Raw genomic sequence first — 19027 nt, forward strand, 5'->3', positions numbered from 1 at the left:
GGTTCAGGCGGTCCGGAAAGCATTGGTGATGGGATAACGTCGGTCGCGGCCGAAATTGCGGCCACCCAGCTTCACCCCCGGCGGCGCCTGACGACGCTTATACTCCGCCACATAGAGCAGCCGCTCGATGCGGGCGACGGTTGCGCGATCGAAACCCATGGCAGCAAGCTGATCGACCGACTTTTCCTGTTCGACCAGGCCGTAGAGGATGGGGTCCAGCACCTCATAAGGCGGCAGGCTGTCCGAATCCTTCTGGTTCTCGCGCAACTCTGCGGTGGGCGGCTTGGTGATGACCCGCTCCGGCATCACCGGCCCATCCGGCCCTAGCCCAAGCGACGGCTTCTCCGCGTTGCGCCAGCGCGAGAGATCGAACACGGTTGTCTTATAGGCATCCTTGAGCACCGAATAGCCGCCGGCCATGTCGCCATAAATGGTGGCATAGCCCACGCTCATTTCGCTCTTGTTGCCGGTGGTCAGCAGCATGTGGCCGAACTTGTTGGAGAGCGCCATCAGCGTCACACCGCGAATGCGCGACTGGATATTCTCCTCGGTCAGATCCGCGGTCCGCCCGGTGAACGCCTCCGCCAACATGGCATCGAACGCGCCGACAGCGGGCGAAATCGGGATGGTATCGAGCCGGCAGCCGAGCAGCCGCGCGCATTCCGCTGCATCGTCCAGGCTTTCCTGGCCGGTGAAACGCGACGGCATCATCACGCACCAGACGCGATCCGCCCCCAGCGCATCCACCGCCACAGCTGCGGAAAGCGCGCTGTCTATCCCGCCCGAAAGGCCCAGCACCACGCCGGGAAAGCGGTTGCGATTCACATAGTCGCGCAGGCCCACGACCATCGCGTGATAAATATCCGCCGGATGCGCATCGAGCGCGTGCACCTCGCCCGGCTTGCAGAACCACCGGCCATCGTCGCCTCGGTCCCACTGAGTGATGACCAGCGCTTCCTCCCAGTCCGGCAGCATATGGGCGATGTCGCCATCCGCATTCAGCACGAAGGAAGCACCGTCGAACACGAGCTCGTCCTGCCCGCCGACGCGGTTGAGATACAGGAGCGGCAAGCCTGTCTCGTTGACGCGCTCCATGCACACGCCGCGGACGCGGAAATCATCCTTGGCCACCTCATAGGGGCTGCCGTTGATCGAGATGAGCAGCTCCGCGCCCTTTTCCGCCAGATGCCCGGTGACGAACGGGAACCAGATGTCCTCGCAGATCGGCAGACCCAGCTTCACGCCGCGAAACTCGACTGGGTCGGGCAGCGGCCCGGGCGCGAACAGGCGCTTCTCATCAAAGGTTCCGTAGTTGGGCAGCTCGCGCTTCTGGCGGATCGCGACGACCTTGCCGCCATCGAGCAGCGCCACGCAATTGAACAGCAGGCCTTTGTTGGCGATGACCGTGCCGACAAGCATCGCCGGGCCGCCATCCGCCGTCGCCTCGGCAAGCCGATGCAGCGCGGTCTCGGCGCGTGCGGCCAGCGCGGGCTTGAGCACCAGATCCTCGGGCGGATAGCCGATGAGCTGCAACTCGGGATACACGATCAGATCCGTGCCCTGCTCGCGTGCTTTGTCCCGGCAGGCCAGCATGGCCTCTGCATTACCCGTGATATCACCCATGCTCTGGTTGAGCTGGGCCATGGCGATCCGGAGAGAGGCTGTCATAGCGCCGCTTTATGGGCGGGCGGGGGCGGGAGCAAGGGCGTCGCCGAGCCGGATATGCGGCCTTGCCGCACCATTGACCGCAACCCCTTGTCCCCGAACCGTCACAAGCGCCTTTTCAGCGGGGCACCTGCTCGCTAGAGGGGCCGCGACAACCGCAGCCATGGGGACCCCGACATGAAGATCATCTCTGGCAACGGCAACATGCCGCTCGCCCAGGCGATTGCCGATTATGTGGAGCTCCCGCTCACCGATGCGAGCGTGCGGCGTTTTGCGGACGAGGAAATCTTCGTCGAGATTCACGAGAATGTGCGCGGCGAGGATGTGTTCGTCGTGCAGTCGACCAGCTATCCGGCCAACGACAATCTCATGGAACTGCTAATCATGATCGATGCGCTCAAGCGCGCATCGGCGCGGCGCATCACGGCGGTGGTTCCCTATTTCGGCTACGCCCGGCAGGACCGCAAGCCCGGCCCGCGCACGCCGATCTCGGCCAAGCTGGTGGCAAACCTCATCACCACCGCCGGCGCCAATCGTGTCCTTTCGGTCGACCTCCATGCCGGACAGATCCAGGGCTTCTTCGATATCCCGACCGACAATCTGTTCGGCGCACCGGTGATGTCCGCAGACATTCAGGCCCGTTTCCCGAATGAGAATCTGATGGTCGTCTCGCCGGACGTGGGCGGCGTGGTCCGTGCTCGTGCGCTGGCCAAGCGGCTCGACAATGCGCCGCTCGCCATCGTCGACAAGCGCCGCGAGCGCGCCGGCGAATCGGAAGTGATGAACATCATCGGCGACGTGAAGGGCCGCTTCTGCATCCTGATCGATGACATCGTCGATTCGGCAGGCACGCTCTGCAACGCCGCCGCCGCGCTCAAGAATGCCGGCGCGACCGACGTCGTCGCTTATGTGACGCATGGCGTGCTCTCGGGCGGCGCAGTCGCGCGGGTGGAAGGCTCGGCTCTGCGCGAGCTGGTCATCACCGATTCGATTCTCGCCACGCCCTCCGTCGCGGCCTCGACCAAGATCCGTCAGTTGCCGATTGCGCCGCTGCTCGGTGAAGCGATCCGCCGGATCGCGGACGAAAGCTCGGTCAGCTCGCTGTTCGACTGATCGGGCGCCGGGGCAGCTGACCCGGCCGCAGATCAGAAACCGGCGTCGAGTCGGCGCAGACGCATGGTGGCGCCGACAAAGCCCATCACGCAGATCATCAGCGACCAGCGCGCCGCCTCGGGCGCGGAACGCAGCAACAGCGCAAGGCCCAGCGCCGCGAACAGAGCCATTATTGCGCCTGCGATCCTGCCAAACCCGAACATGATACGCCTTCCGCTCCCGCGATAGCCGATGACACGGATTCGCCATGCGCCGAACAGCGGCTGACAATCCACGACATTGACGGTGCCGGCCGGCCCAAACCGGGGTGGCGCGTCGATTTTGGGAGAGACTGTGTCATCCAATCCACAGCCAAGGCGGCACGAACGGTCCGCCCAGCAAGGGATGCGCCCAGGTGGCACCGAGCCAGAGGATGACGCCGCCGAGCACCGGAACGACGCCCGGCCACAGCGCGTGCCACTCCGCCTTCCCGGACAGGAGCGCGACGAATGGCACAAAGCTCGTGCGCGCCTGCCACTGGCGCCATGGCGCACCCAGGAGCCGCGCCTTCTTCCGGTCCTGCCCCAGCGCACCCACACAGGCGAGCAGGGCGATGCCGCCACTCAGGATCAGCGTCCGTCCGGATGGCCAGAGCGTGGCGTGAACCAGCGCCCAGAGAATGAAGCTCCACATCATCGGGTGGCGCGTTACGGCATAGACACCCCGGGCGCGCTCGGGCGCGGTCATCTGCCCGGTGGGATCGACCATCGCCGGATTACCGATGAGCGAGCCAACCAGCATGACGCCGGCGAGCGCCATCACCAGCCCGCCAAGGTGCCACAGGCCGATGGGCGCCATCCACAGCAGCGGCGCGGCGGGCGCGGCCCGGAAAGCGAGGATCGTCCAGCCCAGCGTGGCAAAGGCGGTGAGGGTATAGAGGCCAAGAAAGCCCCGCTCGCCCAGCCGCGCCACCAGAGGCGCACGAAGGGGATGGGACAGGAGAAGGTGCGTGCCGACGAAGCTCCCCATCGCCAAAGCCAGATGTATCAAAGCCTGCATGAGACGAACCTCCTCGACGCTGCCGCCTGTCCAGCTTCTACACCGAGTCTGACGGTCCTGAAACGCTGGCCTTGATGCCATCACGCTGCCAATAGGGCGCCATGACTCGCCTCGCCCTGCCCATATCGTCCGACGCGCCTTTCGTGCTGCTCGATGATGCGCGGGCAGACGGATCGGGCAGCGCGACGCTGTTCCGCGACCCGTGCGACATCATCCGAGCCGATCGGCTGGCCGATGTGCTGCCTGCGCTGGCGCGGGTTGAGGCTGCCGTCAAAACCGGCCTCCACGCCGCCGGCTACCTTTCCTACGCCGCGGGCCACGCCTTCGAGGCGCGGCTGAACGGCTGTGTGCCGCGCGAGGGCGATGCCGGACCCTTGCTCTGGTTCGGCTTGTTCGACGCGCTCCAGCCCATCGCGGCGGATGCCGTGGATGCTCTGTTGCCGGAGACGCCCGTCACGATCGGCCCGATCGAGCCGATGATCTCGCGCGCGGACTATGGCCGCGCCATCGGGACAGTGCTGGACTATATCCGCGCCGGCGACATCTATCAGGCGAACCTGACCTTTCCCGCCCGCGTCGCCATCGATGGCAATCCCCTCGCCGCCTATCGCGCCATCCGGCCCCGCGCCGCCGCCGGCCACGGCGCCTTGCTGCGTCATGATGACCGGCATGTCCTGTCTTTCTCGCCCGAGAGCTTCTTCACGCTGGCCGATGGCATGGTGACGACCCGGCCGATGAAAGGCACTGCGCGGCGCGATGCCGATCCGGACCGCGATGCCGCCGCCGCACGCGACCTCGCCAGCGACCCCAAGCAGCGCGCCGAAAATCTGATGATCGTTGACCTTTTGCGCAACGATATCTCGCGCGTCACGGAGCCAGGTAGCGTCGCGGTGCCCGCTCTCTTCCATGTCGAGCATTATCCCACGGTCCATCAGATGATCTCCGTCGTCGAGGGCCGGCTGCAACCGCAACTCGGGCCGGCGGACGTGCTGCGCGCCCTCTTCCCCTGCGGATCGATCACCGGCGCGCCCAAGCTGCGCGCCATGGAGATCATCCGCGAGGTCGAACGGTTCGGGCGCGGACTCTATACGGGCAGCATCGGCCATATTGCACCGGACGGCACCGCACGGTTCAATGTCGCCATCCGCACCATCGTGCTGGAGAAGGACGCTGAGGCGGGTATCGTCGGGCTGGGCTCCGGCATCGTTGCGGACAGCCAGCCGGAGGCAGAATGGCAGGAATGCCTCGACAAGGGACGGTTTCTGGCCGTTGGGGAGAACGTGCTTTGATCGCAAAGGCCCATCATTTCGACCTCATCGAAACCATGGCCTTCGATCCCGAGATCGGGCTGCCGCTTCTCGACCTCCACATCCGGCGACTCGAACGCAGCGCGCACGAACTTGGCTTCATTCTCGACCGGCATGAGCTGCGCAACGAACTGCAGGCCGCGACCTTCGGCTTTGTCGAGCCGAGGCGCGTGCGCATCCTGCTCGGCCGGATCGGCACGCTCAGCATCGAGGTTCGCGAAATGCCGCCCTTGCTGGAGGGACCGACGTCGGTGAGCATCGCGCCCCGCCTGCTCGGCGGAGACGATATTCGCGTGCGGCACAAGACCACGGACCGGCGCCATTATGAAGTGCCCCTGCGGCAATCGGGCACGTTCGAAGTGCTGCTGACCGACGAGGCCGGCTATCTGACGGAGGGTTGCTTCACCAACCTGTTCCTCCAGCGGGGCGAGACCCTGCTGACGCCACCCCTTGCGCGCGGCCTGCTGCCGGGCGTGCTGCGCCAGAGCCTGATCGACCAGGGCAAGGCGCAGGAGGCCGACCTGCGGCCGGAAGATCTGGCAGACGGTTTCCTCATCGGCAATGCCGCGCGCGGGCTGATGGCTGCGAGGCTGGTTGCACCGCAAGGCTGAGCGCACTATGCACCGCGCCGTCCGGGAGCGTCCCGGGCGCCACGCGCATCATCCCTGACTGTCAGGAGCTTTCCATGTCCCGGACTTCCGCCGCCCTCGGCCGTATTCAGCCCAGCGCCACGCTCGCGATGACCGACAAGGTCATTGCCCTCAAGCGGGAAGGCAAGGACATCATCGGCCTTTCCGCTGGCGAGCCGGACTTCGACACGCCCGATTTCGTGAAGGATGCCGCCATCGCCGCGATCCGCGGTGGCCAGACCAAATATACCAATGTCGACGGCACCGCCGAGCTGAAGGAAGCCATCGCCGCCAAGTTCAAGCGCGATAACGAGCTCTCCTACAAGACGAGCGAGATCAGCGTGAACTCGGGCGGCAAGCACACCCTGTTCAACGCGCTGGTCGCGACGGTGGAAGCCGGCGACGAGGTCATCATCCCGGCGCCTTATTGGGTGAGCTATCCCGACATCGTGAACTTTGCCGGCGGCACGCCGGTGATCATCGCGGCCGGTGCCGACCAGCTCTACAAGATCACGCCGGCCCAGCTCGACGCCGCGATCACGCCCAAGACGCGCTGGGTGCTGCTCAACTCGCCCTCCAACCCGACGGGCGCGGCCTATTCCGGCGAGGAGCTGATGGCGCTCGGCGATGTGCTGCGCAAGCACCCGCATGTGCTGATCCTCACCGACGACATGTACGAGCATGTCTGGTACGCGCCGACACCGTTCAAGACGATCGCGCAGGTCTGCCCGGATCTCTACGAGCGCACGCTGACCGTGAACGGCGTGTCCAAGGCTTATTCGATGACCGGTTGGCGCATCGGCTACGCCGGTGGCCCGCAGTGGATCATCAAGGCGATGGCCAAGCTGCAGTCGCAGTCGACCTCTAACCCCTGCTCGATCAGCCAGGCCGCGGCAACGGCCGCACTGAATGGCGACCAGAGCTTCCTCATCGAGCGCAACGAGGCATTCCGCAAGCGGCGCGATCTGGTGGTGGCGATGCTGAACGACGCGCCGGGCCTCAACTGCCCGACGCCGGAAGGCGCCTTCTACGTCTACCCGGATGCCGCCGGCTGCATCGGCAAGACCACGCCCGAGGGCAAGACCATCGCCACGGACGAGGACCTGATCACCTATTTCCTCGAGAGCAAGGGCGTCGCAGCCGTCCACGGCGGCGCCTTCGGCCTCGCCCCGGCCTTCCGCGTGAGCTACGCGACCTCGGAAGAAATCCTCCGCAAGGCCTGCACGCGCATCCAGGAAGCCTGCGCCGCGCTCAAGTGATAAAGGACAGGCCGGTCTGAGCGGGAACGCTGGGCCGGCCTGCCTCCAGCGCCGCCTGATGGGCGCCATTGCCGGCGTCGGCACAGATATTCTTCGAGCAGCTCTCCGTTCGTCCTGAGTAGCTGCTGAGCCCGTCGAAGCAGCATATCGAAGGACCGGCCCCTGCGCTACGATGCTTCGATACGGCTCTTCGATATGCGCCTGCGGCGCTCCTCAGAGCCTACTCAGCACGAACGGTGAAGATCGGCGAAGACCGCTTCGGCGTCATGATCGGCGCTTCCCCAGGCGAAGAAATGCTCCCCGACGCAAGGCTCGTCCCACTAGTCCTTGTCGAACAGCGCCGCGAGTTGCTCAACCATCGCACCGCCCAGTTGCTCGGCATCCATGATCGTCACGGCGCGCTTGTAGTAGCGGGTGACGTCGTGGCCGATGCCGATGGCGATCAGCTCGACCGGTGAGCGCCCTTCGATCCACCCGATCACTTGCCGCAGGTGCCGCTCCAGATAGGTGCCGTTGTTCACCGACAGCGTCGAATCGTCGACCGGCGCGCCATCGGAAATCACCATCAGGATGCGCCGCTCCTCGGACCGGGCGAGCAGGCGATTGTGCGCCCAGAGCAGCGCCTCGCCGTCGATATTCTCCTTGAGTAGCCCCTCGCGCATCATCAGGCCGAGGCTGGCCTTGGCACGGCGCCAGGGCTCATCCGCCTTCTTGTAGATGATGTGGCGCAGATCGTTGAGACGACCGGGCCGCGGCGGGCGCCCGGCGGCCAGCCATTGTTCGCGACTCTGCCCGCCTTTCCAGGCGCGGGTGGTGAAGCCCAGCACCTCGGTCTTCACGCCGCAGCGCTCCAGCGTGCGGGCCATGATGTCCGCGCTGATCGCTGCGATGCCGATGGGGCGCCCCCGCATAGAGCCGCTATTGTCGATCAGCAGCGTCACCACCGTATCGCGGAAATCGGTGTCCCGCTCCATCTTGTAGGAGAGCGAGTGCGCGGGATTGACGACAACGCGCGCCAGTCGCGCGGCATCGAGCATGCCTTCTTCCTGGTCGAAATCCCAGCTGCGGTTCTGCTGGGCCTGCAGGCGCCGCTGCAGACGGTGCGCCAGCTTGGAGACCGCGCCCTGGAACGGGGCGAGCTGCTGGTCAAGAAAACCACGCAGGCGCACGAGTTCATCGGCATCGCACAGGTCGAGCGCCGTCACCACCTCGTCGAACTTCGTCGTATAGGCGTGGTAGTCGAAGTCCGGCGGCAGGTCCGACAAGGGGCGATTGGGGCGCACGGGCATGGCGCCATCGTCATCCTGCGCGTCGCCATCGCCATCCTCATCCGAGTCGCCGTCCTGCTCTTGGCGCTCTTCGGACATCTCCTCGCCCGGCTCGCCCTTATCCTCGCCGCGCGTGTCGGCGCGGGACTGATCGTCCTCTTCGCCCTCGTCTTCTTCCTTGTCCTCATCCTGCTGCTCGGATTGCTCGTCCTGGTCCTCGTCATCCTCATCGGGCGATTCGGGGGGAACCTCCGCGCGCACCAGCTCGAGATGCTGGAGCATCGAGAGCACCTTGTCCTGAAAGGCCTGCTGATCGTCGAGGCACAAAGACAGGCCTTCAAAGTCGTCAGCGGCCTTCTCGTCGATCCACTCGCGCAGAAATTCGATGCCCTTGAGCGATTCGGGCGGCGGCGCTTCCCCGGTCAGCTTCTCGCGCAGCAGCAAGGCAACGGCGCCCTGCACCGGCACTTCATCGGCCGATTGCGCGCGCGTGATCGGGTCGGAATGGGTGCGCATGTCCAGCGCGGCAGCGAGATTGGCGCGCATGCCGGCGTAGTTCTTGGAGCCCAGCGCCTCATAGCGGACCATCTCGACGGCATCATAGACGGCGCGCGCGGCTGGCTCGCTCGGCGCCCGCGCGGAATGGAGTCGCGCATCATGGTGGCGAAGCTTGAGCGCGAAGCTGTCTGCAAAGCCGCGCGCGAGCGCGACCTGATCCGCCGGCAGATTGCGCATCGGCGTGGGCACCTTGATCTGCTTGCCGGCGAGGTGCGGTGCATCGGGCGTGAAGCCGAGCTCAACCTCGGCATCATGTGCGACAGCGCGCGAGGCGCCGGTGAGTACTTCCTTGAAGCGGTCGAGGGGGGAACGGTCAGCCATGATGTACAATGGGCTGGTCCAGTGCCCCGATCCTGTCAACCCTCCTGCCCTTTGGCAGAGCGGCCCATCTCAGCCCGTCAACCTTTGCGCGTGCAGCTGTGCCGCTGTGGAACAGCACCCAAATTATTAGGATTTCTTGGTTAAATCCATTTTCGAACGCGGCCTGCCTGCCTATCAGCGTCCCCAAGGGACGGTGCTGGAGCGGCCAGGCCGCGCAGCTTTTTGTGATAGGACGATTGCCCATGATCCGGACTGCCTGCCTTGCCGCGATGCTGACGAGCGGCGCACTCCTGCCGATCCAGAGCGTCAGCGCGGCGGTCAATCTCAATGCGCGCATCGCCCTGCTGACCAGCATTCTGCACACGGAGGCCAGCTTCTCGCAGCGCGATTTCAGCTTTGCGATCAACAGCGGCGGCAGCCAGCAGATGGTCTTCAAGGGCCTGGATGGCGTGCGCAACTTCAACAATTATGCCCAGCTCAACAATTGGCTGGGCCACTATGCGGATTCGCAAGGCGTTTTCGAGGGCGGCCAGTACAAATTCACCCACTCCGTGCTCGACAGCTATTTCACCAGTCCGGCACCTGCCACGCCGATGGCGACCGTGACTGAACCGACGCCAACCGTGTTCGAAGGCGCGCCCTACAAGTTCACCCATTCGGTGCTGGGCAGCTATTTCGACGAGGCCGCGGAGCCGCAGGCAGCGTCGCACACGGAGACCGCCGGCCCGCTGATGCGCGCGATGATGGCGCCGCCGCCCGCCATTCCGGAGCCGGCGACCTGGGCCATGATGATTGCCGGCTTCGCGCTGGCCGGCGTCGCCCTGCGCTACCGGGTGACCCGCACGCGCATCGCCTGATCACCCATTCGCGAAGGCGGCCCGCGCTCGGGCCGCCTTGCCGCGTCAGGCGCTCTTGCTGACGACGCTTTCCGGCAGATCCTTGCCGAACACGCGCTGGTAATATTCCGCCACCAGCGCCCGCTCCGCCTCGTCGCACTTGTTGAGGAACGACAGGCGGAAGGCGAAGCCGACATCCTTGAAGATGAGGGTGTTCTGCGCCCATGAGATCACCGTGCGCGGGCTCATCACGGTGGAAATATCCCCGTTGATAAAGCCCTGACGGGTCAGTTCCGCGACGCGGATCATCTTGGCGACTTCCTCGCGCCCGCCCGGATGATCATATTCGCCGGACTTGGCGAGCACGATCTGCGCTTCGGTCTCGGCCGGCAGATAGTTCAGCGTCACCACCAGATTCCAGCGGTCCATCTGGCCCTGGTTGATCTGCTGGGTGCCATGATAGAGGCCCGTGGTGTCACCCAGGCCGACCGTGTTGGCGGTGGCGAACATGCGGAACCAGGGGCTCGGACGAATCACCCGGTTCTGGTCGAGCAGGGTCATCTTGCCGTCGGCTTCCAGCACGCGCTGGATGACGAACATCACGTCGGGCCGACCGGCGTCATATTCGTCGAACACCAACGCCACCGGACGCTGCAGGGCCCAGGGCAGCAGGCCCTCCTTGAACTCGGTGACCTGCTGACCGTCCTTGAGGACGATGGCGTCACGCCCGACGAGATCGATGCGGCTGATATGCGCATCGAGGTTGATGCGGATGCAGGGCCAGTTGAGCCGCGCCGCGATCTGCTCGATGTGAGTCGACTTGCCGGTGCCGTGATAGCCCTGCACCATCACCCGGCGATTATAGGCATAGCCCGCCAGGATCGCGAGCGTCGTGTCCGGATCGAACACATAGGCGGGGTCCGTATCCGGAACGCGCTCGTCCGCTTCGGAAAAGGCGGGGATCTCCATGTCGATATCGACCCCGAACACCTCGCGCGCGCTCACGACGCGATCGGGCGCATCGAGCAGCACCTCGCTGCGCATGTCGGAATTGGTGTTGGGCAGATCGGTCATAGTCATCATCTTCCTGCGAGTCACACAGCCCCTAACCGATTGCCGCGCGCCCTGTCGATAGAAGGTAGGGTTCCATCAGGCGGATCAGACCGCCCATTCCGCCGGATCGTGCTCCAACCCGATCAGCGCGAGACCGTGCGCGATGGACGTCAGTTCTCCGCCGGTCGCGATCCGCTCGGCACCGAACCGGCGTTCGAATATCGCGCGAATTGCGGGGATGAGGGACGATCCGCCTGTGAGGAACACCCGGTCGATGGCGCCGGCGTCCAATGCGGCGTCTGCCAGGGCCTGATCGACCGTCTCCTCGATCCGCGCGACATCCGGCGCGATCCAGCGCTCGAACTGGGCGCGCGTCACATCGGCATCGATCGCCAGATCATCGCTCTCGAAGCGGAAATGCGCTCCATCCTCGCTCGACAGCGCACGCTTGAGCTGGCCGACTGCATCGTAGAGCGCATAGCCGAGCTCCCGCTCGATGATGGCGATCATCCGGCCGATAGCGGCAGGATCGACGGCAGCGCGCTGCAGCCGCGCCAGCTCTTCCATGGTCCGCCGGTTGCGCATCAGGGCGAGCCGCGACCAATCGGCAAAGTCCGCGAAATGGCTCCGGGGGATCTCCAGAACCTTGTCGAAGGAGCGATAGCTGCTGCCCTTGCCGAGCATGGGAAGCACGAGATGATCGACGATGCGATAGTCGAACCGGTCGCCCGCAATACCGATACCGGCATGACCCAGCGGTTCGCAGCGCCGCCCGTCGCCGGCGGGGCGCATCCGCACGATGGAAAAATCGCTCGTCCCGCCGCCAAAGTCCGCGACCAGCACAGTCGCCGGCTCGGACAGGCGGCTGGCAAAGCTGAAGGCGGCGCCGAGCGGCTCATAGACATAGTGGATGTCCGTGCCGAAGGTGCGGAACATGGCATCGTAGCGCGTGCGGGCCAGCGCCTCATCCGGTCGCGACCCGGCATAGCGCACCGGCCGTCCAACCATGATGCGCTCAGGGCGACCGTCTGGCCCCGTACCCAGCGCGCGTCCGGCATGCGCAACCATACGGTCCAGAAATGCCTCGCCCAACTGCTCGAAGGTCATGCGCTGGTCGAAGATGCTGGCTTGGTCGAACAGCGGACTGGCCGCGACCGACTTGAATGACTGGATGAATCGCGAGCCTTGTGGAAATTCCAGATATTCCGCGATGGCCCACGGCCCCGCCTCCCGCGCCAGCGCTGCCCGGCGATCGCCCTCTTCCCAGAAGCAGAGCGCGGACCGGAAGACAGCGCCCGTCGCCACGTCGCCTGCGAACTCCACCATGGTCGACGTGCCACCCTCGGCGATCGCGGCGACGCTATTCGTCGTGCCGAAGTCGAAGCCCATCGCGCGGGCCGGCGTGCCGGTCGCCATATCAATCACCTTCCTGAAAGCGGGCCGGCGCCTATGGCAGCGTAGACCCGGCGCGGCAAGGTCCGTCAGGCGAAGGCCGGCGCCTTGCGGAGATGGGAATAGGCCGCGATCACGTCTTGCAGCGCTTTCTCATGCGCGCGGTCGCCGCCATTATGGTCCGGATGAAAGCGGCGGACCAACTCGGTATAGCGGGTGCGCAAGGCGCGCCGGTCGGCATCGGTCGAAAGGCCGAGCGTCTTGAGGGCAGACCGATCCGCGCCGGACAGCGGCTTGCCATCCTGCCTTTGCGCGGTTTCCGCTGCCCGCATCTTGAAGCGCGCGCCAATGGCATCGAGCGGATCGGAGAAATCGGCCCAGCGCGGCGGCGGCGTGCCACTCGCTGCGGCGGACGAAAAAGCCCGCGTCTCCCGCTCCCAGCCGCCATAAGGGCGCTGCGCCTGCGTGATCTCCTCCGGGCTCATGCCCTTGAAGTAATTATATTCGGTGTTGAACGCGCGGATGTGATCCAGGCAGAACCAGCGCCATTGCGGCGGACCATCGGGTGCGCCGCGCTTTTCCTCGGGCGGCGCGCGGAACTCACCTGCTTCCATGCAGCCGGGATGCGAGCAGCGGCGCGCCTCACCTTCCACGCGACCGTGAAAGCGCGTGTGGCGGCGCGATGCACCCTGATTGAACCCCGACCCTGACACGACTGTCTCTTCCCTGTGGCTGCGTGACCCAAAACGCTTATATAGGGCGCATGGTTGACGCTTCGCTAGGCCCGGTCGGGCAAGAGATCGCACAGCGGCTGGAAAATGCCCTGTCCCCGCAACAGCTCGCCGTCATCAATGACAGCGCCAAGCATCGCGGGCATATGGGCGATGATGGCAGCGGCGAAAGCCACTTCACCGTGGAGATCGTCGCCGACTCCTTCACCGGCCAATCCCGCGTTGCGCGGCAGCGCATGGTCAACGCGGCGCTCGCCGATCTGCTGCGTGAGAAGGTGCATGCCCTCGCCATTCGAGCCCGCGCGCCGGGTGAATGAGCGGGGCGTGACCCGTCGCGCGAAACGTCCAGCGGCCCGCCTGCTGGTCACCGATCCGCAAGGACGGCTGCTGCTCTTCCGCTTCACGCCCGATGATCGCCCGCCTTTTTGGGTGACGCCCGGCGGCGCGGTCGATCGGGGCGAAACCTTTGAGCAGGCCGCGCGGCGCGAACTGCGCGAGGAGACAGGGCTCGACCTCGAACCCGGTCCGCTCGTGGCGGTGCGCGATGTCACCTTCGTCACGCTCGAGGGCATTCCCGTCGATGCCGAGGAGCGCTTTTACGCGGTCCCCGTCGCGGAGGCGCGAATCGACACGGCGGGTCACACCGATCTCGAGAAGGCCGTCATGCTTTCGCACCGCTGGTGGACGCCACAGGAACTGGCGGCCCATGACGAGGCCTGGTATCCGGTCGATTTGCTGGACATCTGGCAGGAGCTGCTCGCCGGCACCGTGCCGTCATGACCGGCGAAACGCGGGCAGGGCTGCTGGAAGGCTGGCGCGCGCATCTCGCCGAAGGCCGGCGCCGCTCGCTTCACACCGTGCGCGCCTATGTCTCCACCGCCGAACGCCTGCTCGACTGGATGGCGGACATGGACGGCCGCGCGCCGACATCGGCGGCCATCACCACGCTGACGACAAGCGATCTGCGCGCCTTTCTGGCGGCGCGCCGGGCGGAAGGCATCGGCAACAGTTCGGCGGCGCGGGAGCTCTCTGCCCTGCGCGCCTTTCTGCGGTTTGTGGGCGGCGAGGGCGCCACGATTCCGGTGATGCGCGGGCCGCGCGTTAAGCCCGGCGTGCCGCGACCGATCAGCCCGGATGAAGCCGTCGCGCTCGCCGAGGACATTGCCGAAACCGCGCGGGACGGATGGATCGGGGCGCGCGACTGGGCCGTGCTGATGCTGCTCTACGGCGCGGGCCTGCGCATCAGCGAAGCCTTGGGACTGACCGGCGATGCCCTGCCGCTGGGTGAAACGCTGCGGGTGCTGGGCAAGCGGAGCAAGACGCGGGTGGTGCCGCTGCTGCCGCAAGTGCGCAGCGCGATCGAGGAATATATCGCGCTCTGCCCCTATCCGACGCGCAAGGACGCACCCCTGTTCCGGGGCGCGCGCGGCGGCCCCCTTTCCCCGGCGCTGATTCGTCGCGCCGTTCAGGGGGCACGCGGGCGCCTTGGCCTGCACGATCGCACGACGCCGCATGCGCTGCGCCACAGCTTCGCCACCCATCTGCTCGGGCGCGGCGCGGACCTGCGCTCACTGCAGGAACTGCTCGGTCATGCCAGCCTGTCCTCGACGCAAATCTACACGCAGGTCGATGCGGCGCATCTGCTCGATGTCTATCGCAACGCGCACCCGCGCGCGGAAGGATAAGACATTACGGCCGGTCGCGCGGCTCGCACTTCCAAGTGAACAGCCGCCAAAGATAGCCGACGACCAGAAACGCCACCGCGATATTGGTCAGCGGACCAAGATAATCATCGATGCGCTCGAACCGCACGCCAAGATAATAGCCCGCGCCCACCAGTATCACGTTCCAGATCAGCGCGCCGCCGGTCGTCCAGATGACGAAGCGCCAGAACGGCATGGCGAACAGCCCCGCCGGCAGCGAGACGATCGTGCGGAACACCGGCATGAAGCGGAAGATGAAGACGATCTTGTCGCCATGGCGCAGAAAAATCCGCTCCAGCCACTCGACCTCCCGCCAGCGCACCGTCGCCCAGCGACCATAGCGCTCCACCAAGGGCCGCAGTCGCGCATAGCCGAGGCATAGCCCCAGATGATACCAGAAAAGATTGCCCACCGTGGTGCCGATGGTCCCCGCTGCCAGCAGCGGCACTATGTCCATCTTCCCCTGACCAACGCGAATGCCGCCAATGCCCATGATCAACTCGGAAGGGATGGGCGGAAACACATTTTCCAGCACCATCAGCAAAGCGATGCCCCAATAACCGCCGGCATCGATCAGATGAACGACCCAATCGCTCATCTGTCGTCACCCATCATCAACATATCAATCATCTGGTTGTCGCAGCAGCCTCAGGCCGCCCGCTCCGCCAGGCGACGCTCGACCGCATCCCAGATCATGCCGCCGGTATCCGTGCCGTTGAAGGCGTCGATGGCGACAATGCCGGTCGGTGACGTCACGTTGATTTCCGTGAGCCACTTGCCGCCGATGACGTCGATGCCGACGAACAGCAGGCCGCGCTCCTTGAGCTCCGGCCCCAGGGCGGCGCAGATTTCCTGCTCCTCCGCCGTCAGCTCGGTCTTGGCGGCGGTGCCGCCGGCAGCGAGGTTCGAGCGAATCTCGCCCTTGCCGGGAATACGATTGATCGCGCCGGCCACTTCGCCATCGACGAGCACGATCCGCTTGTCGCCCTGCGCCACGTCCTTGAGGAAAGCCTGCACCATGAAGCTTTCGACCCACATCTCGCCGAAAAGTTCCACCAGTGCGGCGAGATTGGCGCCATCTGCGCCGATGCGAAACACCGCCGAGCCGGCATTGCCGTACAGCGGCTTCACGACGATCTCGCCATGCTCGGTAAGGAAATCGCGCGTTTCCTCAAGATTGCGCGTGATCATCGTCGGCGGCATGAAGCGCGCGAAATCCAGCACGAACAGCTTTTCCGGCGCGTTGCGCACGGCCACTGGATCGTTCACGACCAGCGTTTCGCTGGTGATCCGCTCCAGCAAATGTGTGGCGGTGATATAATTGAGGTCAAAAGGCGGGTCCTGGCGCATCCAGACCACATCGACATCGCGGCCGAGGTCCAGTCGGATCGTCTCGCCGAAGCGATAATGGTCGCCCTCCACACGCTGCACCGTCACCTCGCGCGCCTGCGCATAGAGCCGTCCGCCGCGCCAGCTCAGATCATCGGTGCGATAATGATAGAGCCGGTGCCCCCGCGCCTGAGCGGCGATCATGATATGGAAGGTCGAATCGCCGGCAATATTCAGCGACTCCATCGGGTCCATCTGCAGAGCGACCTTGAGCGACATCCGTTCTTACCTTCCACCGTTCGGGCTGCTTCAAGCCCTGTTCTTGTTCTGAACCGAGACCCTGACACGCGACGCAATCGGGACCGCAGGCGCTAGCCGCCGTGCCAGACATTTTCCAGATGGCGTGGCCGATGACCCGGCGCAAGCAGCATCACGTCGATGCGCATGTCATCATCCGGCCCCAGCCAGTTATGGGCGACCGCTTCCGCCGCCGCCGCAACGCGCGCCAGCCGCCGCTCGTCGATGGCCTCATCGAGCAGCGCCTCGCTGGCCCGCGTCTTCACTTCGACAAAGGCGACGATCTTGCCGCGCCGGGCAATCAGGTCGATCTCCCCGGCGCGGGTACGCACCCGCCGCGCAAGAATGGTCCAGCCCTTGAGCCGCAACCACCAGCCCGCGATCCGCTCGCCCTGCCGGCCCCGCTTCTCGGCCGCAAGCCGCGCCGGCGTGGGCGGACTGCCTTTCACTTTCCCTTGAGTTCCATGGCGCGCGCGTAGAGCGCCTTGCGGTCCGCCCCCAATGCGCGGGCGACCTCACCCGCCGCCTGTGAGACGGTCAGCCGCTCCAGCGCCTCGCGCAGCGCCGCATCGATCTCGTCGGCTTCCGGCGCGGCGCGCTCTCCCGGCGGGCCGACCACCAGCACAATCTCGCCCCGCGGCTCCTTCTGCGCGCAGGCCGCCGAGAGCTCGGTCAGCGTGCCGGTCAAGCTTTCCTCATAGGCCTTGCTGATCTCTCGACAGAGCGCGGCCGGACGATCGCCGAGCACGGCCGCCATGTCCGCCAGCGATGCCGCGCAGCGCGGCCCGCTCTCGTAGAAAACCAGCGTCGCACGGAGCGCCACCACTTCCATCAGCGTATCAGTGCGGGCCTTCGTCTTTGGGGGCAGGAAGCCCATGAACAGAAAACGGTCACTGGGGAGGCCGGAGAGCGTGATCGCCGCAATGGCCGCGCAGGGACCGGGCACCGTATTCACGGATCGGCCCGCCGCACGGGCGTCTCGCACCAGCTTGTATCCCGGATCGGAGATGAGCGGCGTTCCTGCGTCCGAGAGCAGCGCCACCGCTTCGCTCGCCATGCGCTCGACCAGACGGGCGCGAACCCGCTCATCGCTGTGGTCATGGTAGGGAATCATGGGCCGGTCGGACCCGGCATGGCGCAGCAATTTGGCGCTCACGCGGCTGTCCTCCACGGCCACCACGTCCGCACCCTGCAGCACGGCGGCAGCGCGGGGCGAGAGGTCGGACAAGTTGCCGATCGGTCCCGCAACGATATATAGGCCAGGCTCAAGTGAAGCGGACATGAGGTGTGCCATGGCAGAGAGGAGCCTTGCGGGGCAAGTGAGGTTCGACATCGCGGCTGGAGGCACCCCGACGCCCCGTCGCATTCTGCAGGGCATTGTGCTGATCGGCGCCATGCTGCTGGCGGCCTGTACGCGCGTGGTGCCGCCGGCGCAGCAGCCTGCTCCGCCGCCCAAGACACAGCAGCCGGATGTGACGCAGGGCCTGCCGACCGATACGGAGCGGCACCGCATTGCCCTGCTCGTGCCGATGAGTGGCACAAATGCCGGCGTCGGGCGCTCGCTGGCCAATGCCACCACCATGGCGTTGCTGGATACCAAGACCGAGCGGCTGCGCGTCACCACCTATGATACCGGGCGCAACCCGGCCGAGGCGGCGCGCAAGGCCGTGGCGGAGGGCAACAAGCTCATCCTCGGCCCGCTGACGGCGGACGAGGTGCGGGCCGTCGCGCCGATTGCGCGCGCCGCCAACATTCCGGTGCTGAGCTATTCCAATGACGAGAGCGTCGCTGGCAACGGCGTCTATCTGCTCGGCTACAGCCCGGAGCAATCGGTCTCGCGCGTCGTGCGCTTTGCGAGGGCGCGGGGCCTCAGCGATTTCGCGGCGCTCGTGCCGCGTGGCGTATATGGCGAGCGGGCCGGCAAGGCGTTCCTCAGCGAGGTGAAAGCCGCCGGCGGCACGGTCGTGGCGATGGAGACATTCGATCGCTCGGCGAATTCGGTGCAGTCGGCGGTCCAGCGCCTGTCCGCCAGTTCCAGCTATGATGCGCTGCTGATCGCAGATGTCGGTCGCATCGCGTTGCAGGCCGCGCCGCTGGTGCGCACCGCCGGCGCCAAGGACGCGCGCATTCTCGGCACCGAGCTATGGGCGACCGAATCCGGTCTTTCCGCCAGCACGGCGCTGCGCGGTGCCTGGTATGCGGGCGTCTCGGATGGTCTTTATCGCACGCTCGCGACCAAATATCGCTCGTCCTACGGCACGGCACCCTACCGCCTCGCGTCGCTCGGTTATGATTCGGTGCTGCTCACCGTGCGGATCGCGCAGGACTGGAAGCCCGGGAGCGCCTTCCCGGCGGCGCGGCTACGCGACGCCGAGGGCTTCGCCGGCATCGACGGCGCCTTCCGCTTCGGCAGGGACGGGATCGCCGAGCGCGCACTGGAAGTCCAGCAGGTCGGCGCCAGTGGATCGACCGTGGTTGATGCCGCGCCGAAGGGTTTTGGGCGGTAGATCGCGCCGTCCTTTGAGCCA

Annotated in this window: 20 protein-coding genes; 9 read left to right on the plus strand and 11 right to left on the minus strand. The window is 65.9% G+C overall.

Features of this window, described 5'->3' with window-relative positions; translation table 11 throughout:
• Window positions 1–3: 3 nt before the first annotated feature.
• Window positions 4–1668 (minus strand): NAD+ synthase, encoded by a 1665-nt coding sequence (locus M2336_RS03170; RefSeq protein ID WP_264573946.1) that lies wholly within the window; start codon window positions 1666–1668, stop codon window positions 4–6.
• A gap of 174 nt (window positions 1669–1842) precedes the next feature.
• Between M2336_RS03170 and M2336_RS03175 the strand changes: the two genes are divergently transcribed.
• Window positions 1843–2778: a ribose-phosphate pyrophosphokinase gene (locus M2336_RS03175; protein WP_181561149.1), complete on the plus strand. Its 936-nt coding sequence runs from the start codon at window positions 1843–1845 to the stop codon at window positions 2776–2778.
• Between the two features lie 32 nt (window positions 2779–2810).
• On the opposite strand, the gene M2336_RS03180 is transcribed toward M2336_RS03175, so the two are convergent.
• Complete coding sequence (locus M2336_RS03180; RefSeq protein ID WP_264573947.1) at window positions 2811–2948, minus strand: hypothetical protein; 138 nt, start codon at window positions 2946–2948, stop codon at window positions 2811–2813.
• 166 nt (window positions 2949–3114) lie between these two features.
• A complete protein-coding gene (locus tag M2336_RS03185) occupies window positions 3115–3816 on the minus strand; it encodes an NnrU family protein (RefSeq protein ID WP_264573948.1) in 702 nt (233 codons plus the stop codon).
• Window positions 3817–3917: 101 nt separating this feature from the next.
• On the opposite strand from M2336_RS03185, the gene pabB reads away from it, so the two are divergent.
• The 3 genes from pabB to M2336_RS03200 all read left to right on the plus strand — a co-directional run bounded on the left by pabB (window position 3918) and on the right by M2336_RS03200 (window position 7011).
• Window positions 3918–5105: an aminodeoxychorismate synthase component I gene (pabB, locus tag M2336_RS03190; protein WP_264592550.1), complete on the plus strand. Its 1188-nt coding sequence runs from the start codon at window positions 3918–3920 to the stop codon at window positions 5103–5105.
• Window positions 5106–5140: 35 nt separating this feature from the next.
• On the plus strand, window positions 5141–5734 hold the full coding sequence (locus tag M2336_RS03195) for an aminotransferase class IV (protein WP_264574940.1): 594 nt from the start codon (window positions 5141–5143) through the stop codon (window positions 5732–5734).
• A gap of 74 nt (window positions 5735–5808) precedes the next feature.
• Entirely contained in the window at window positions 5809–7011 is a 1203-nt protein-coding gene (locus M2336_RS03200; RefSeq protein WP_264573950.1) for a pyridoxal phosphate-dependent aminotransferase, read from the plus strand.
• Between the two features lie 320 nt (window positions 7012–7331).
• On the opposite strand, the gene cobT is transcribed toward M2336_RS03200, so the two are convergent.
• Window positions 7332–9158: a cobaltochelatase subunit CobT gene (gene cobT, locus M2336_RS03205; RefSeq protein ID WP_264573951.1), complete on the minus strand. Its 1827-nt coding sequence runs from the start codon at window positions 9156–9158 to the stop codon at window positions 7332–7334.
• Window positions 9159–9400: 242 nt separating this feature from the next.
• Here cobT and M2336_RS03210 point away from each other — a divergent pair, with 242 nt between their 5' ends.
• Window positions 9401–10015, plus strand: a complete 615-nt coding sequence (locus tag M2336_RS03210) for a PEPxxWA-CTERM sorting domain-containing protein (protein ID WP_264573952.1) — start codon at window positions 9401–9403, stop codon at window positions 10013–10015.
• Between the two features lie 45 nt (window positions 10016–10060).
• Here the strand turns inward: M2336_RS03210 and cobS are convergent, their stop codons facing one another.
• The 3 genes from cobS to M2336_RS03225 form a co-directional block, all read right to left on the minus strand.
• Entirely contained in the window at window positions 10061–11068 is a 1008-nt protein-coding gene (cobS, locus tag M2336_RS03215) for a cobaltochelatase subunit CobS (protein ID WP_264573953.1), read from the minus strand.
• Between the two features lie 84 nt (window positions 11069–11152).
• A complete protein-coding gene (locus M2336_RS03220) occupies window positions 11153–12463 on the minus strand; it encodes an Hsp70 family protein (protein ID WP_264573954.1) in 1311 nt (436 codons plus the stop codon).
• A gap of 65 nt (window positions 12464–12528) precedes the next feature.
• Window positions 12529–13152: a J domain-containing protein gene (locus M2336_RS03225; protein ID WP_264573955.1), complete on the minus strand. Its 624-nt coding sequence runs from the start codon at window positions 13150–13152 to the stop codon at window positions 12529–12531.
• 50 nt (window positions 13153–13202) lie between these two features.
• On the opposite strand from M2336_RS03225, the gene M2336_RS03230 reads away from it, so the two are divergent.
• From M2336_RS03230 to M2336_RS03240, 3 genes are read left to right on the plus strand one after another with little or no spacing between them, the layout of a single operon-like run.
• Window positions 13203–13487, plus strand: coding sequence for a BolA family protein (locus tag M2336_RS03230; RefSeq protein ID WP_181561141.1), 285 nt, complete (start codon window positions 13203–13205; stop codon window positions 13485–13487).
• Window positions 13450–13950: an NUDIX hydrolase gene (locus tag M2336_RS03235; RefSeq protein ID WP_264588102.1), complete on the plus strand. Its 501-nt coding sequence runs from the start codon at window positions 13450–13452 to the stop codon at window positions 13948–13950. Before M2336_RS03230 ends, M2336_RS03235 begins: the two co-directional genes overlap by 38 nt.
• The gene (locus tag M2336_RS03240) at window positions 13947–14855 is read left to right on the plus strand and encodes a tyrosine recombinase XerC (RefSeq protein ID WP_264573957.1); all 909 of its coding nucleotides are present in this window, start codon (window positions 13947–13949) and stop codon (window positions 14853–14855) included. The genes M2336_RS03235 and M2336_RS03240 overlap by 4 nt, the downstream gene beginning before the upstream one ends.
• A 4-nt stretch (window positions 14856–14859) precedes the next feature.
• On the opposite strand, the gene M2336_RS03245 is transcribed toward M2336_RS03240, so the two are convergent.
• From M2336_RS03245 to rsmI, 4 genes are all read right to left on the minus strand, one after another.
• Window positions 14860–15471 carry a DedA family protein gene (locus tag M2336_RS03245; RefSeq protein ID WP_264573958.1) on the minus strand — a complete coding sequence of 204 codons (612 nt, stop codon included), beginning with the start codon at window positions 15469–15471 and terminating at the stop codon, window positions 14860–14862.
• 50 nt (window positions 15472–15521) lie between these two features.
• The gene (gshB, locus tag M2336_RS03250; protein ID WP_264573959.1) at window positions 15522–16481 is read right to left on the minus strand and encodes a glutathione synthase; all 960 of its coding nucleotides are present in this window, start codon (window positions 16479–16481) and stop codon (window positions 15522–15524) included.
• A 92-nt stretch (window positions 16482–16573) separates the two neighbouring features.
• Window positions 16574–16948: a YraN family protein gene (locus M2336_RS03255; protein ID WP_264571693.1), complete on the minus strand. Its 375-nt coding sequence runs from the start codon at window positions 16946–16948 to the stop codon at window positions 16574–16576.
• Window positions 16945–17781: a 16S rRNA (cytidine(1402)-2'-O)-methyltransferase gene (gene rsmI / locus M2336_RS03260; RefSeq protein ID WP_264573960.1), complete on the minus strand. Its 837-nt coding sequence runs from the start codon at window positions 17779–17781 to the stop codon at window positions 16945–16947. Before rsmI ends, M2336_RS03255 begins: the two co-directional genes overlap by 4 nt.
• Window positions 17782–17791: 10 nt before the next feature.
• Between rsmI and M2336_RS03265 the strand changes: the two genes are divergently transcribed.
• On the plus strand, window positions 17792–19006 hold the full coding sequence (locus tag M2336_RS03265; RefSeq protein ID WP_413716175.1) for a penicillin-binding protein activator: 1215 nt from the start codon (window positions 17792–17794) through the stop codon (window positions 19004–19006).
• Window positions 19007–19027: the final 21 nt, after the last annotated feature.

Origin of the sequence: Sphingobium sp. B1D7B, assembly GCF_025961965.1 — a bacterium.
In the GTDB taxonomy this organism is placed as follows: Bacteria; Pseudomonadota; Alphaproteobacteria; order Sphingomonadales; family Sphingomonadaceae; genus Sphingobium.